Raw genomic sequence first — 14,500 nt, forward strand, 5'->3', positions numbered from 1 at the left:
GCGCATTCGGATCGGCGGCGAGTCGCGAACGCGCAGCGGGATCAGGCGGGCGGCATCAGCACGGTGTCGATCATGTAGACCGTCGCGTTGGCGGTCTGCACGCCACCACAGATCACCGAGGCGTCGCCGACCTTGATGGCGTCACCGTTGCGGGCCACGGTCACCTCGGCACCCTCGACGGTCTTGTGTGTGCCGGCGATCTGATCGGGGGAGATCCGGCCCGCCACCACGTGATACGTGAGTATCTTGCTGAGCGCCGCGGAATCCGTCTTCAGCGAATCCATCGTGGCCGCGGGTATTTTCGCGAAGGCCGAGTCCACGGGCGCGAACACCGTGAACTGTCCGCCATTCAAGGTGTCGACAAGATTGACCTGAGGGTTCACCTGCCCGGATACTGCCGCCGTCAAAGTGGTGAGCATCGGATTGTGCGACGCCGCGACGGCGACGGGATCCTGTGCCATTCCCTCGACCGACCCGGCACCGGTGGGCACCTGTTGCGCGTACTGCTTGCAGCCGGGACCGACGAGATCCGCGGCGGCGGACACGTTCGGGGTGCTCGACATCGATGAGGCCGGCACGGACGTGCTCGAACCGCCGGAATCGTCATTCGAGCACGCCGTCAAACCCGCGGTCACCGCGGCCAGCGCGATCACCGACGCCATCGAACGCTGCACAAGATTCATCATTCGTTCCTTCGTGAGAGGTGGCCCGACGGCCGCTGGCAAAAGAGGACAACTCCGAGTTCGATCCGCTCGGATGAGCGGTTTGGTCCTGTGCCGCACTGGATTTCACGGCCGAATCGAAGCGGGCAACGATCGCCGCCGGCCGAGGACTGGTACAGATGTGGATCTCGGCCGACGGCGTCCGAACTACGGGGCAACCGAAGTCGCCCCGGGCACGCATCCGATGGGCGCCACCAGGACTTCGCGAGGCGTCCCGCCGAGGTTTGGTCTTGTCTGTTCGGAAAGTTCCGGACGCGCCGGGTGGGCTTACGCGGTAGGGGGACTGCCGCACTGAGCTGGCCGCCGACGGGATCCCTGTCGCGGTGACGTGCAGGGTCCTCGAAATCGTGCGCCAACCGTACTACCGGTGGCTCGTCGACCCGATCACCGTTACTGCAGCGCAACGTCCTCGACCGGCGTCCTGGGCGACTCGTGATGAGCTGCGGATCGCGATCGTCACCTGGATCGAGCGGACCTACCATCGACGTCGGCGCCAGGCCAGACTCGGCAAATTGCCCCCGGTCGAATACGAGGCCATCATGACCACACCAGCTCTTCGAGCTGCCTGACCGCTGTCACCCGATCGTGCAGCAGTCCCGCCCCTGACCGGCGAGGATTTGATTTCCTCCGGGTCAGGGGCGAGTTCGTCATGGGGGTGCGCGCCGAACAATTGGCCCGGCATCATCCTTTGTCAATAGCGGGGCCCTCGGCGGAGATCAGGTGCGGACGGTCGCGAATGCCGCCCACAGCAGTGGTGAGTTCTCGATGGCGCCGGTCTCGCGCCAGGTGGTGAGGCGTTCGCGCTGCCAGTCCGCCAGGACGCCGACCGGGTCGGGCTGTTCGTGCGCCGCGTCGACCGCGCAGACGACGTGCTGCAGCGGGGTGGCATCGGTGGCGCCCGCGAGGCGCTGGAAGGCCAGATCGGTGGGTAGTGGCCAGCGGGTGGCGGTGACGAGTTCGGCGCCGCCGTTGATCATCGCGGCCACCAAGCCCAGGGCCTCGGTGAAGCGCAGATCGCCGCCGCTCTCGCAGGCGATCAGCGCCACCCGGCTCGGAATCGGCCAGAGTTGCGGTCCGGCAACGGGTTCCGCGTCCAGGGTGTGGGTGCCGAGCAGGAGATCCTTGGCCGACAGCGGCCGGTGGGTGCGCAGGGGGCGGGCGAAGCCGATGGTGTCGGCGGTGCAGCACAGGTGGAGTTCGGCGTTCTCGCTCTGGCCCGATTCCGGCACCGCGGCCGTGACGTGACCGACATAGATCAGACGGCTCGCACCGTCCCGGAGCAGGGCGGCCAGCCGCTCGCGGTCCAGATCGGTGCGCCGGAACGCCGCACCGGGCTCGGAAACCCGCGGGCGAAGACGTTGTCGCGCAAGGTGACCGGCGATCCGTTCGGTCAGCGGTGCGGTGTCCGACATCCGCCCGAGTACCGAACCGAGTTCCGAGTCGGCCCGGAAACCGGGCACCCGGGGATCGAGGACGGCCACCACCGGCAGATCGCGATCGGTTGCCCAGGAGCGCGCCACCCGGCCGGGCGCGTGCACGATACCCGCGGGCGCGAGCAGGCTCACATCGGCGATGTCGATGAGCCGTAACGAGGGGTCGGGCGCGATGATCTCCCACGGCACCTGGGCCACGCGCGGCGAGGGTTGCAGCCGGATGTGCGGGCGAACTCCGCTCATCATCAGGGCGTGCAACTGCACCGCCAGTCCCTGCGGCAGCAGTGCGCGGCTGAGCGCCTGTGCCAGTTCGTATTCCGAGGTCCGATCGGCGAACGCCCCGATGGTGAGCGCACGTTCGAGGCCACCGGGGTCGGTGAGGTCGGGCAGTGCTGCCGCGAGGCGCCGCACCACGGCGTCCACATCGGCTCCGGGCAGCATGCTCGCTCCCTGCTCCGCGCTGCCGTCGGTCCAGTACCAGGACATGTACAGCTCGCCGGCGTCGGCCATGCGCACGATCACCGTCGGCTGCCCGGGGACGGAACTCTCGCTCATGTCGGCAGTACCCGCTCCTCGCGTACCGGCCGACCGTAGCGCTGCTCGGCGGCCGTGATGTAGGCATCCAGCGCGATGCGCCCGTCCGGCGGGACCGTGAGACGCGGTGGCGGGGACACCGGAAGCCCGGCGGCCGCCGCGACCTGTGCCAGCGCGGCCCCCAGGCGCAGGGTGCCCGCCGACGGCGAATCGGGATCGGCCGGTGGGCGCATCGCCTCGAACGGCAACTGCGGGGGCGCCGCGGGCCCGGCCGGTGTGCGATCCAGAGTCGTACCCGCGCACTGTGTTTCGATCAGGTCGGCGATCAACCGGCCGTCGCCGCAGCGATGGGCGAAGCGAAAGGCCAGCCGTAGGGCGGGCGCGGCCATCTCGCGGTTCCACTGTGCGCGCTGGGCGCCGTTGGCGAAGCCGTAGCGCACCGCGTCGATGGCGATCGCGGCGGTGACGGCCAGATCGCGGGCCTGCGCGAGCACCTCCGGAGGAGGCGGATCGACCATGTCGTCGATCAGCGCATCCCACAGTGACGCATGCCAGAAGTCGACCCGCGCGCAGTGCAGCCCGAGTCCGCGCTCGGCGTAGGTGTGATAGGCGGCGGCGAGCAGTCGCTCACCGTCGCCGGCGCGGCCGTGCGCGAAAGCCGTTGTCGCCAGCCGGATCCGGACGCCCGCGGCGTCCAGCACCGCGCCCGAGGTCTCGAAATGGTCGAGCGCGCGCCGATACAGCTCCTCGACCCGCTCGAGGTCACCGTCGCGTTCGGCGAGCAGGCCCAGCAGTGCGAGACCGACGCCGGCGCGGTAGCCGAGACCGGCGCGCTCGAAATAGCGCTGACTGTCGCGAGCGTGGGCTTCGGCCTCGTCGTCGCGGCCCAGCCGGGCATACATCTGCGCGAGATTCTGTCGCGACTCGGCCGCCGCGTTCACATCGCCCGCCGCCTCGAACGCCACCAGTGCCTGCCGCGCGAAGTCGAGCCCGAGCTCGGCGCGTCCGGACTCGAAATGCGCCACCGCGAGGTTCCCGAGCGGGTGACCGCGCAGCCGCGGTGCGAAATACTGTGCGGCGTCCAAGGATTCGGTGGCCAGCTCGATCGCCCGCACCCACTGGCTGCGGTGCGTGGCGACCGCGGTGAGCGAGACCAGGCACGACACCCGCAGTGTCGCGAACTCCTCGTGCCCGGTGAGCAGGTCGCGGGCCCGTTCCAGCGCGTGCTGGGCGTCATCGAGCTCGCCGATGTGCTGAAGTGCCTGGGAATAGTTGATCAGGGTCGAGGCGAGTTTCTCGATCGCGTCGTCCGGGATTTCGGCGAGAGCGGCCCGGAAGCCGTCGATCGCGCCGGAATGGTCACCGAGCTCGTCGCGCATACTCGCCGCGTTGATCATGGCGCTCACCCGCACTCCGCCCGCGGTGGTGCGGACGGCATGTTCGAAGATCCGCAGTGCCTCGGTGATCTCGCCGCGGCCGTGTGCCGCGGCGCCCTCGTGGAGCAGCTCGAGACCCGGTGGGGGTGAGTCGGCCATCAGAAGTCCGAATCCGAGGCGGCAGCGGCGATCTCGGCCCGCAGCACTGCGATGGGCAGGGTGGCCGGGGCGGCCCGCAACCGGTGCGCCGCGAAATCTCTGATCAGCTGCCGGCCCCGCGGGCCGTGTTCCGCGTCCGTCGTGCCGGAATCGGACGGTCCCACGCCCGGGACATGGACGTCGACGCGGGCGATGTCGTCCGCGTCGATACCCGCCGTGCCGGACCAGGTGTCGCCGGTGCGGGTCAGGGCCAGATCGGTGGTCGCCGACGCGGCGGTGACGTGCGCGTGGGGCCACAGGTGTGCGGGCAGCCCGGGGGTGAGGTCCGGGGCGCAGACCGCCTCCACTCGGACGGTCCTGGACCCGGAATCGTGGGTGAGCCGCCAGGACACCGCGTGCTCGGAGGCGTCCAGAATGCCGGGCGGGCAACGCCGCCAATCCCATCCGGTGGTTCCGGCCGCGAGGATCAACCCGGTGGACGCGGTTGCTCCGGCCGCGAGGGCGTAGTCCTGCCGCTGTCCCGTGACCTCGGTGAACGGTGTGCGCACCGCGGGTGGTTGGGCGTCGGGGCCGTCGACGATCGGATCACATGCCTCGGTCAGCTCCGCGATCTCCGCATCGAGCAGGCGCCGGTCGAGTGCGGCGATACCGTCCACCGAGGAGGTCGGCCACCAGCGGGTCGCCCAGTGCGCGTAGGCGAGCCGGCGAGCACTGTCCACGAGATCGGGCAGGACCGGTTCGGCGGGAAGATTCCCGGACGTCCGCTCGGCGACCGCCAGCGCCACCGGCTCGCCGTAGACGGCCCACAGCCAATCCTGCGCCACCACCGGATCGTGCAGTGCGGCGGCCGGAACCCACTGTCCGGCAAGCAGACTCCAGGACAGATGACCGCCCGCGGTCTCGAGGACGAGCGTATCGAGACCGGCAGCGGATTCCAGGACGTTCGGGGCTCCGGCGGGGGTGACGATCACCCCTGTGGAGTCGTGGCGGACGTGCACGGGCTCGGGCATCAGCTGGCCTTCGATTCCGTCGTATCCGATGCCGCAGCAACGGTATTCGTGCTCAGAGCCTTCTTGACCCGGCTCCGGTGATCGAGGATGACCGAGCGGGCCACGCCGTCGAGCAGATCCCACAGCTCGGCGGGGTCGAGAATCGGCGCGTCGCGGACGTCGCGCCCGTGCAGGCGCACCCACAGTCGGCGAGCGTACGGGCGCCACGGACGGTGTAGTTCCGCCGCGATCGTGGTCAGCGGACCGGTCTGGGCTCCGGTGTCGTGCACGACCAGGCGGCGAGCCTGCAGGACATAGGCCTCTCGCCGCCAGCGCCCGTTGACCACGCGGTGCGCGGCGGTGGTGTCTCGATTCGGGTCGCCGGCCGCGTCGATCGGGATCGCGGTGGTGATCGGCGAGAGTCCGAGTGCCAGTTGCATCCCGGCGGCCGCGGCCACCCGCAGCGACTCGTCCAGCAGTGCCCACGGTGCGCAACTGCGGTCGACTTCGGTGGTCACGAGCTGCTCGATCGTGGGTAGGTCCGATCGCTCGGTGGATGCCTGGAGCACCGTGAACACCCGCTCGTAGACGGTGCGATCGAAGGGCAGTGCCAGCGTCGCCGTCGAGGCCGCCGCACCGAGTGCGGGTGCGGCCGGAAGGGGATGTGCGGTGAGGCCGAGTTCCTGCGCCGAGCTACCGGAGTGGTTGTGCCACAAATCGATTCCCGAGCGAGTTCCGGTATGTGCGGCGACCAGATCGTGGATCCGTCCGTCGGTGACGCGTCCGCTCGATCGCAGCGCCGCGCACGACTCGAGCAGGGCGGTGAGCGCGGCGGTGTCGGCGCCGCCGGGGTGCGACGGCCGGTGTCGCCAGCGGGAATCGATCAGGGTGCCGAGCCGGGCGGTGGTCGCTGGGTCGGTGAGGTGGTCCCGCAGCGCTCGTGTGGTGCGGCCGGCGGCGACGTCATGGATCTCGTGCAGCACCGATTCCGCGGTGGCGCGATCGTGTCCGGGATCCGGCCGGCCCGATGCGGTCGCCAGCTCGAAACATCGCTGGAAGTACAGGTCCTGCGGGTGTCCCTCGGTGATCCGCAACGTGCGGCGGACCTGTTTGAGGAGGGTGAACCAGGCGGCCGTGGCACGCAGGACCTCGGCCGCGGCGCGCAGACGCGTCGCGAGCAGTGCGGCGCCCTCGGCGGTGACCATCGGCCCGGCGCACGCCGGGTATTGCACCGGGCGGAGCACCAGCGGATCGAGCACGAGTTTGACGGTGCGGCGCAGCGGCCCGCCGTGGGCGCCGCTGAGCGCTTCGACGCCCTCGATATCGCGCCACACCTCGTCGAGCACCATGGCGCGCGGTCGTCGCATTCGGCCAGGCTAGCCCACTGTCCGATTCGCGTCCGCACCGCAAACCTGGGATCGGTAGGCGCCGCGCGGCGGCCACCATTCTCCTCGACGGCCCGATCACGGGGCCGGTGCACACCGGAGCGAAGGAATGAACATCGTGAACGTCGAACAGATTCGCACAGCCGCCGCCACGCTCGCCGCCGTGGGGCTCGTCCTGTCGGTCGCCGCCTGCGGGGACGACTCCGGCACCACCACGACGCCCGCGGCGGGGACCTCCGCGACCGCGCAGACCTCGGCGGCGCCGGCGAGCCCGGCCGGTTCCGGTACGTCGGCGGCGTCGGTGGACGGGAAGGACCTGGCCGGTAAGTTCGAGACCACCTGTGCGAAGCAGGGCGACACCCTCGCGCTGGCGATGATCGACTCCGACAACCCGGCCTACGGGCAGTTGAGCGTCAGTGCCACGGTGACCGGCGACAAGACCGTGCAGGCCGTCGCCATCGGGGGCAGCAGGGGCGGCTCGTCGGGTATGCCGTACGCGGTGGGGTACGGCAACGGTCAGCCCGGTGGCTCGGCTGCGGTGGTCGCGGACGGCAACACCTACAAGATCACCGGCGAGGGTGTCTCCGCCCCCGACATGTCGAACCCGATGGCCGGGCCCGCCACAGCCAGGTTCGCCATCACCTTCGCCTGCACGACGATCGTCAACGGCTGACCGCGGGGGAGCAATACGAGAGGAGACGATGGTGCGGTGGATCTCGGCGATGAGAATCGGCCTGCCGCGCAACTGATCCGGTGTACGTCCGCCACACCATCGTGTCCATCGAGAAGAACGCACGGCGAGCGATCGACTTCGCCTCACAGGATGGCGGCCCGATGGCCGCCATCAAGCGCCGGACGGGCGAACTGCAAACAAGTGGCACCTGAAAGTGGTCGCTGACGGTGCGTACTTCGATCGTCCTCCTGCGCGGTCGTGGGCGGCTCCGCTATTATCGGGCATCGGAGCCGAATCAGCTTCTGCACGAGAGTTTTGGCATACGACAAGGGGGGAGCGCGAGTCACCGTACTCGCCTTTTCGACCTCATCGTGAGCCTGCACGGTCGGCCGGAGTTCTTGTTCCGCCGCGCCGCCGCGGTCCCGCGCCGGACGCCCTTTTGCGGGTTCTCCACATGTCGGCGGGGTGGCACAGGTGCCGGACAGTCCCGGTCGTGAGATGTCGCTGTGTGTTTCACGTACCTCGACCTATGGAGTTCTCGCTGTGACGACGCCGCATGCGCTGCAACCGATATCGGGTGGACAACGGACCGCGATCTACACCGAGGGCTTCGCGGCCGATTCGCAGAGCACCTACCGGGAGATGCGGCGGCGACACCCGTCCTTCGCGAATGTGGAGCTGGCTCCGGATGTACCGGCCACGTTGGTGATCGGCTACGAGACGGCGGTGCAGATTCTCAATGACGCCGATCATTTTCCCGCCGATCCGCGGCGCTGGCAGGACACCGTGCCCGGGGACAGCCCGATCCTGTCCACCCTGGGCTGGCGGCCGAATGCGTTGCGCAACGAGGGCGCCGACCATCGACGCTTCCGTTCCGCCGGCACCGACGCTCTCGGCGGGGTCGATCTGCACGCCATGCACGCATTGGTCGAGGAGATCGCGATAACGCTGGTCAACGAGTTCTGCGCGGTCGGTGAGGCCGAACTGATCGGGCAGTACGTCTATCCGCTGGTCTGCACCGCGATCGACACCATGCTCGGTATCGAACCCGATATCGGTGAACACCTGGCGGCCGGTACGACCCAGAGCTTCGACAACACCGTGGACCCGGAGGCCGCGACCGAGACGATGGTCGCGGCACTGCAGGACCATGTGCGCCGCAAACGCGCCGATCCGGGTGACGACGTCACCTCGCGGCTGATCGGACATCCCGCGGAGCTCAGCGATGAGGAACTGATCGAGCAGATCGCCACGCTCTACACGGCCGCGGTGGAGCCGCAGGTGCATCTGATCGCCAACGCGCTGTTGCTGCTGGTGACCGACGAACCGTTCTCGGGCGGACTGCGCGACGGCAGCCTGTCCACCCGCGATGCGCTGGACTGGGTGCTGTTCAACGATCCGCCGCTGGCCAATGCGTGCGCGCGTTATCCCCGGCAGCCGATGCTGATGGAAGGGGTGTGGCTGCCGGCCGACGAACCGGTGCTGGTGAGTATGGCCGCGTGCAACGACGATCCCAAGGTGCGCGGTGGCGATCGCAGCGGGAATCGCTCACATCTGGCCTTCGGTGCCGGGCGGCATCGGTGCCCGGCGCAGTCCGCGGCCTATCGGATCGCGCAGGACGCCGTCGATCAGCTGCTCGACGCCGTCCCGGATGCGGAGCTACAGGTGCGCGCGAGTGAATTGCATTGGCGGCCGGGCGCTTTCCATCGATCGCTGGTCGCCCTTCCGGTGGCCTTCCACCCGGCGCCGCCGTTGAACCCGGTGCGGCGCTAGTCACGCGGTTGCCCGCTCACGCCGGATAGACGTGGATCTCGGCGGCCTTGACCGCGGCCCACAGGCGCATACCGGGTTCGATCCGGAGTTCGGCGACCGCGGCCGAGGTGATGTCGGCGAGGACCGGCGGGGTGCCGTCGAGCCGGACGCGGGTCAGGTTGGCGTGCTGTTCGAGCCCGGCGACGGTCACCGGCCAGGTGTTGCGGGGACTTCCCGTGGGTTGATCGCGATACAGGCTCACCGCGGTCGGCGGAAAGGCGAGGAAGACCCGGCCGGTGCCCGGTTCGGTGACGGTCAGCCGGCCGCCGCTGTCGAGAGCGACGGCGGTGGTGTCGGCGCTGCCACGGAACAGATTGAGTCCCACCAGGTCCGCGACGAAGTCCGAGCGCGGCCGGCGGGCGATCTCGGTGGGTGCGCCCTGCTGGACGATCTCGCCGTTCTCGAGAATGACCAGCCGGTCCGCGAGCACCATGGCATCGAGTGGATCGTGGGTGACCACGACGGTGTGGCCGCCGTAATCGCGCAGGTGCCGGGCGAGGTCGGCCCGTACCTGCAGCCGGGTGCCGGCATCGAGTGCGGCGAGCGGTTCGTCGAGCAGCAACAGCTGGGGCTCGGTGACGAGGGCGCGGGCCAGGGCCACCCGCTGCGCCTGCCCGCCGGACAGGGCGCGCGGCGTGGCGCGGGCGTGCTCGCCGAGACCGACCCGTTCGAGCCAGGCGGTGGCCCGGGCGCGGGCCTCACCGCGGCCCGTTCCGCGCGCTCGCAGACCGAAGGCGATGTTCTCCATCGCCGAAAGATGCTGGAACAGCAGGTAATCCTGGAAGACGACGCCGACTCGGCGCCGCTGCGCCGGTACGAAGATCGCCGGTGGTTCGTCCCAGATGTCACCGCCGACGGTGAGCCGCCCGCCGGTGAGCGGCACCAGCCCGGCCAGGGCGCGCAGTGCCGTGGTCTTGCCCGCACCGTTCGGCCCGAGCAGCGCCACGACCTCACCGGGCTCGGCGGTGAGCTCGATGTCGAGCCGGAATCGCGTCCGCCGAACCTGCAGGGCGGCGCGCAGTGTCATACCGCACCTCGAATCCAGCGTTCCCGCAACGACACCAGCACCGCGACCGAGACCACCAGCAGCACCAGGCTCAGCACGATCGCGGCGTCCGGATCCTGTTCCAGCGCCAGATAGACCGCCAGCGGCATGGTGGTGGTGCGTCCCGGGAAATTACCGGCGAAGGTGATGGTCGCGCCGAACTCGCCGAGGGCGCGCGCCCAGCACAGCACGCTGCCCGCGATCACCCCGGGGGCGATCGCGGGCAGCGTGACCCGGCGGAAGATGTACCAGTCGCCGGCGCCGAGGGTGGCCGCGGCCTCCTCGTATCGGGTGTCGGCGCCGCGCAGCGCACCCTCGACCGAGATGACCAGGAAGGGCATCGCCACGAACGCCTCGGCCACCACCACACCGGCGGTGGTGAACGGCAATGAGACACCGAACCATTCGTAGAGGTGGCGCCCGAGCAGCCCGCGCCGCCCGAACACCAGTAGCAACGCCACCCCGCCCACGACCGGTGGTAGCACCAGCGGCACCGTCACCAGGGCCCGGATCAATGCCTGCCCCGGAACCCTGGCGCGGGCCAGCAACCAGGCCAGCGGAATGCCCAGCAGCAGGCAGATCACCGTCGCGCAGGTGGCGCAGACCAGTGAGAGGCGCAGTGCCACGCCGACTTCGGCACTGAACAGCCGATCGGTCAGCGTGGCCCACGGTGCGCGCACCAGCAGGCCGATCAGCGGAACCGTCAGGAAGGCGAGCGCGCAGACGGCGGGCAGCACCAGCACGACCGGTCGCCGCCCGGTCGCCGCCCGCCGCCGCGCCGCCGCGCCTCTCACCACGTCGCCTCGCCGCACGGGCTCATGGCGTGTCGAATCCCGCGTCGGCGAAGACCTTCTTCGCCTGGTCGGAGTGGATGTACTCGACGAAGGCGGCGGCCGCGGCGGCATTGGGAGCCTTTGCCAGTGGCGCGATCGGATAGGTGTTGATCACTTTCCCCGATTCCGGGAAATCGATACCTTCCACCTTGTCGCCCGCCGCCTGCACATCGGTGCGATACACCAGTGCCGCGTCGACCTCGTCGAGGGTCACCTTGGTGAGGGCGGCCTTGACATCCTGCTCACGAGTATCCGGCTGCGGTGTGATGCCCGATATCTTGAACACCTGCTCGGCGGCCGCCCCACACGGCACCTGCACGGCACACAGCGCGATCCGCGGCTCGGGCTTCCCGAAATCGGCCAGCCCGGCGATCTTGCCCGGATTGCCCTTGGGCACAGCGATTTCCAGGCGATTGCTCACGAACGTCTCGGGGTGGGCGGTGACATCACCGGTGTCGACGACCTGCTGCATGTTCGACGGTGCGGCGGAGGCGAAGACATCGGCGGGCGCCCCCTGCTGAATCTGTTGTGCCAGTGCCGAACTGCCGCCGAAGCTGTAGACCACCTTGGTTCCGGGATGAGCTGCCTCGAAGTCGTGGCCCAGTTTCGTGAAGGTCTCGGTCAGCGAGGCCGCCGCGAAAACCGTGACGGTGCCGGAGAGCTCGCCCGTTCCCGAGGTGGCCTTCGAATCGTCGGAGCCGCATCCGGCCGCTGCCGCGGTGACGGCCAGGACGGCCGCCGCGACACCGAGTGCTCGCAAGATCTGCATTCTCGTCAACTTTCTGGTATTTCGACCACGACATGGGTCGACTTGACCGAGGCGACGGCGACACTGCCGACCTCGAGACCGAGTTCGTCCACCGACTCCCGGCTGATCAGCGACACCAGCCGGAACGGCCCGGCCTGCATCTCGACCTGCGCCATCACCGTGTCCTTGACGACGCGGGTCACGATGCCGCGTAACCGGTTGCGGGCCGACGCGGCGACCGTGGCACCCGGTTCGGCCGCCACGGTGTACTGCTCTCGCAGCATCTGGGCGAGGTCCTCCCCGCGCACCCCCTTGCGGCCGTTGTCCAGCCGGACCTCCGGCAGTCGGCCCTGGTCGATCCAGCGCCGCACGGTGTCGTCGCTGACGCCCAGCAGCGCCGCCGCCTCACTGATCCGCAGATTCGTCACAATGGGAAGCATATTGCCGTGTGTGCGGTCCGCAACCGGGTCAGGTGCGGAATCAGCGGCGGTTCGGTGAACGTTTCGCGGTCCGAGAACGCCGGGGCCCGGCGTATACCCGTTGTCGTACTCGGGAGTCGCTGACCGGACCGGCCGTCAGCAGTACAGTTCGACGAACTTGTCGAGGGAGCGTTCGATATCGCCCTTCAGCGCTCGCGCCACCACCGATCCGATGGGCCCGAACAGTGGCCGCCCGCCGAGATCGATGTCGACGGTGACCGCCGAACCCGAACCTTTCGGTGTGACCAGCATTTCCAGACCCAGCTTGGTCCCGCCGATTCCGGCGCCGCTCAGCACCAGCCGACGTGGGGGTTCCGCGGTCCGGACCGTCCAGCGCACCCGGTTGCGAAACCCCTTCACCGTGGCGACGCCGACCAGTTCGGTGCCGGGGGTCAGATCGTCGGGCACCCGGCCGCGCCAGGCCTCGTGCATGATCAGCCACCGGTCCAGCTCGCGCAGATTCGACGCATGCGACCACGCCTGGTCGGGGGCGGCCGGAACGTCGACCGAGACCTTCAGTTTCGCCACGGATGGATGTTAACCGTGGTACCGGACACAAGGTACGGCGGGCGGTGACGCGGAGGTGACAGCGTGCGCGACGGTAATAGCGTGCGTGACGTCGCGTTGTGGACTCGGCCAATTCGTGCCCATGCGACGCCGAACGGTCGATGGCCGCGCGTCCGGAGTTCTAGGATGGTCAACCGATCCGCGTACCGCCGGCGGGTGGTGGTGGGTGACAGCAATGGCAACAGGCAGGAGTGGACGATGCCGTCCAAGGCGGTCGGTCAGCGTCGACGCCCGATGCAGGAGCGTGCCAAGGAGACTCGCCAGCACATCCTCGACACCGCGGCCCGACTGTTCGGCGAGCGGGGGATCGAGAACACCTCCACCAACCGGATCGCGGCCGAGGCGGGCACGAGTATCGGCACCGTCTACCGCTACTTCTCCGACCGCACGGTCATGGTCGAGGAACTGCTCGAACAGCTGCTGGAGAGTATCGAGCGGCGCTTCACCGAGCGCCTGAATCTGTCGGAGAAGACGGTCGAGGAGCTCACCGCCGATATCCTCGCCACCATCACCGACGAACTCGTCGCCAATGCGAAACTGGTTCGCGCGCTGGCCGCCGGGGTGCAGTTCTACAACAGCGGAATTCCCGAATTCGAACCGCGGCTGCGACTGCTGGTGAAGGTCCTGCTGATTCAGATTCTCGGTCCCGCCGACGACCACGAACTCGACATCATGGCCTTCGTGCTGGTGAACACCGGCTTTTCCGCCGTCCTGCGCGCCTCCGCCCTGGAGGTGGAGCCCGAGCAACGACGGGAGGCCATCGATATGACGGCCCGGATGATCGGTGCCTGGAGCATCGCGGAAATCGAACGCCGCCAGGCGAATTCGTCCTGATGGCCCGCCGCGGACGAGCCGAGGCGTTCGATCCGGCGACGGCCGATCTCAGCGACCGGTCTGCAGCCGGCGCTCGCACTCCTCGAACGGTGTGCCCGCAGTGAAGCAGTCCGCGAATCCGCTCTGGACGTCTCCGCTGGTCGGCGGTTCACCGCACAGAAGTCCGCAGCGCTGATAGTCCGGAACGGTGCTGCCGTCGGGATTGGTGCACCCCTTGTCGTCGCAGGTGTATTTGCGGGCATTGGGGTCGTGCGCGAGCGGACCGCGGGTGTAGGCCCAGACATAGGTGCCGGTGCCCTGCACCTGGGCGCAATACACGGTGCGGCCGCCGGACACTCGCGCGGTGGCACCATGGTCGTCGCAGTGGGCGTTGAGTTGTGGCGGCTGTGCGGGCGCCGGATCCGCCGATCCGCATCCGGTGGTGGCACCCACCATCGCCAGGATCCCGGCCACACTCACGGCGATGTTTCCCACGGTGCGCATCAGTCCCGATCGAACCATTGCCAGCCCCTCCCATGTCTTCGGACAGCGAGCCCGGACTCTACGCGTGCCGCCACACCATGTCATCCGGCTCGGAGGTGGACGCGGTCTCGAAGAGAGGTCGTGATCGTCATCGCGTGGTCGCGCGTCAGCGGGTTCCCGCCCTGATCGGCGGGAGTGCCGTCAGTGGTCGATCGCCGTCGCGCCGACGGCTCGGCTCTCGATGCCGCGGATGTAGGCATCGCCCCAGCGGTCCAACTCGGCGACGAAATCCCGCAGTGCGGCGCCGGTGGGCGTGAGCGAGTACTCGACCCGGGGTGATGGGACTGATCGGCGGCCTGATCCGCGACCTCGACGGCTCCTACACCCCGGTGTGGATCGTGGGTGCCGCAGCGTGCGTGGCCGCGGCTCTGCTGGGAGCGAGAGCATCG

15 protein-coding genes and 1 pseudogene are annotated in these 14,500 nt (G+C 69.2%); 4 read left to right on the forward strand and 12 right to left on the reverse strand.

The window, feature by feature from the left end; translation table 11 throughout:
• Positions 1 to 41: 41 nt before the first annotated feature.
• A complete protein-coding gene (locus AB0L57_RS10365) occupies positions 42 to 683 on the reverse strand; it encodes a fasciclin domain-containing protein (RefSeq protein ID WP_364959766.1) in 642 nt (213 codons plus the stop codon).
• A gap of 429 nt (positions 684 to 1,112) precedes the next feature.
• On the opposite strand from AB0L57_RS10365, the pseudogene AB0L57_RS10370 reads away from it, so the two are divergent.
• Positions 1,113 to 1,291 (forward strand): annotated as a pseudogene (locus tag AB0L57_RS10370) (IS3 family transposase); the annotation flags it as partial.
• Positions 1,292 to 1,438: 147 nt separating this feature from the next.
• Here AB0L57_RS10370 and AB0L57_RS10375 read toward each other — a convergent pair.
• From AB0L57_RS10375 to AB0L57_RS10390, 4 genes are read right to left on the reverse strand one after another with little or no spacing between them, the layout of a single operon-like run.
• Entirely contained in the window at positions 1,439 to 2,710 is a 1,272-nt protein-coding gene (locus tag AB0L57_RS10375) for a CHAT domain-containing protein (RefSeq protein WP_364959769.1), read from the reverse strand.
• Positions 2,707 to 4,224: a tetratricopeptide repeat protein gene (locus AB0L57_RS10380; protein ID WP_364959771.1), complete on the reverse strand. Its 1,518-nt coding sequence runs from the start codon at positions 4,222 to 4,224 to the stop codon at positions 2,707 to 2,709. Before AB0L57_RS10380 ends, AB0L57_RS10375 begins: the two co-directional genes overlap by 4 nt.
• Entirely contained in the window at positions 4,224 to 5,234 is a 1,011-nt protein-coding gene (locus tag AB0L57_RS10385) for a hypothetical protein (protein ID WP_364959773.1), read from the reverse strand. Before AB0L57_RS10385 ends, AB0L57_RS10380 begins: the two co-directional genes overlap by 1 nt.
• Positions 5,234 to 6,562, reverse strand: coding sequence for a hypothetical protein (locus AB0L57_RS10390; protein WP_364960556.1), 1,329 nt, complete (start codon positions 6,560 to 6,562; stop codon positions 5,234 to 5,236). Before AB0L57_RS10390 ends, AB0L57_RS10385 begins: the two co-directional genes overlap by 1 nt.
• Positions 6,563 to 6,716: 154 nt before the next feature.
• On the opposite strand from AB0L57_RS10390, the gene AB0L57_RS10395 reads away from it, so the two are divergent.
• Positions 6,717 to 7,271 carry a lipoprotein LpqH gene (locus tag AB0L57_RS10395; protein WP_364959775.1) on the forward strand — a complete coding sequence of 185 codons (555 nt, stop codon included), beginning with the start codon at positions 6,717 to 6,719 and terminating at the stop codon, positions 7,269 to 7,271.
• Positions 7,272 to 7,814: 543 nt separating this feature from the next.
• The gene (locus AB0L57_RS10400; RefSeq protein WP_364959777.1) at positions 7,815 to 9,044 is read left to right on the forward strand and encodes a cytochrome P450; all 1,230 of its coding nucleotides are present in this window, start codon (positions 7,815 to 7,817) and stop codon (positions 9,042 to 9,044) included.
• A gap of 16 nt (positions 9,045 to 9,060) precedes the next feature.
• Here AB0L57_RS10400 and AB0L57_RS10405 read toward each other — a convergent pair whose 3' ends face one another.
• The 5 genes from AB0L57_RS10405 to AB0L57_RS10425 form a co-directional block, all read right to left on the reverse strand.
• Positions 9,061 to 10,110: an ABC transporter ATP-binding protein gene (locus AB0L57_RS10405; protein ID WP_364959779.1), complete on the reverse strand. Its 1,050-nt coding sequence runs from the start codon at positions 10,108 to 10,110 to the stop codon at positions 9,061 to 9,063.
• Positions 10,107 to 10,922, reverse strand: a complete 816-nt coding sequence (modB, locus tag AB0L57_RS10410; RefSeq protein ID WP_364959781.1) for a molybdate ABC transporter permease subunit — start codon at positions 10,920 to 10,922, stop codon at positions 10,107 to 10,109. Before modB ends, AB0L57_RS10405 begins: the two co-directional genes overlap by 4 nt.
• 22 nt (positions 10,923 to 10,944) lie before the next feature.
• A complete protein-coding gene (gene modA, locus AB0L57_RS10415) occupies positions 10,945 to 11,730 on the reverse strand; it encodes a molybdate ABC transporter substrate-binding protein (RefSeq protein WP_364959783.1) in 786 nt (261 codons plus the stop codon).
• 5 nt (positions 11,731 to 11,735) lie between these two features.
• The gene (locus tag AB0L57_RS10420) at positions 11,736 to 12,137 is read right to left on the reverse strand and encodes a TOBE domain-containing protein (protein ID WP_364959784.1); all 402 of its coding nucleotides are present in this window, start codon (positions 12,135 to 12,137) and stop codon (positions 11,736 to 11,738) included.
• Between the two features lie 147 nt (positions 12,138 to 12,284).
• Complete coding sequence (locus AB0L57_RS10425; protein WP_364959786.1) at positions 12,285 to 12,716, reverse strand: SRPBCC family protein; 432 nt, start codon at positions 12,714 to 12,716, stop codon at positions 12,285 to 12,287.
• Positions 12,717 to 12,881: 165 nt separating this feature from the next.
• On the opposite strand from AB0L57_RS10425, the gene AB0L57_RS10430 reads away from it, so the two are divergent.
• The gene (locus AB0L57_RS10430; protein WP_364959788.1) at positions 12,882 to 13,589 is read left to right on the forward strand and encodes a helix-turn-helix domain-containing protein; all 708 of its coding nucleotides are present in this window, start codon (positions 12,882 to 12,884) and stop codon (positions 13,587 to 13,589) included.
• Between the two features lie 48 nt (positions 13,590 to 13,637).
• Here the strand turns inward: AB0L57_RS10430 and AB0L57_RS10435 are convergent, their stop codons facing one another.
• Both AB0L57_RS10435 and AB0L57_RS10440 read right to left on the reverse strand, forming a co-directional pair.
• Positions 13,638 to 14,090: a hypothetical protein gene (locus AB0L57_RS10435; protein WP_364959790.1), complete on the reverse strand. Its 453-nt coding sequence runs from the start codon at positions 14,088 to 14,090 to the stop codon at positions 13,638 to 13,640.
• A gap of 162 nt (positions 14,091 to 14,252) precedes the next feature.
• Positions 14,253 to 14,498: a winged helix-turn-helix transcriptional regulator gene (locus AB0L57_RS10440; RefSeq protein ID WP_364959792.1), complete on the reverse strand. Its 246-nt coding sequence runs from the start codon at positions 14,496 to 14,498 to the stop codon at positions 14,253 to 14,255.
• Positions 14,499 to 14,500: the final 2 nt, after the last annotated feature.

This window comes from Nocardia sp. NPDC052254, from assembly GCF_040679495.1.
Classification (GTDB): Bacteria; Actinomycetota; Actinomycetes; order Mycobacteriales; family Mycobacteriaceae; genus Nocardia.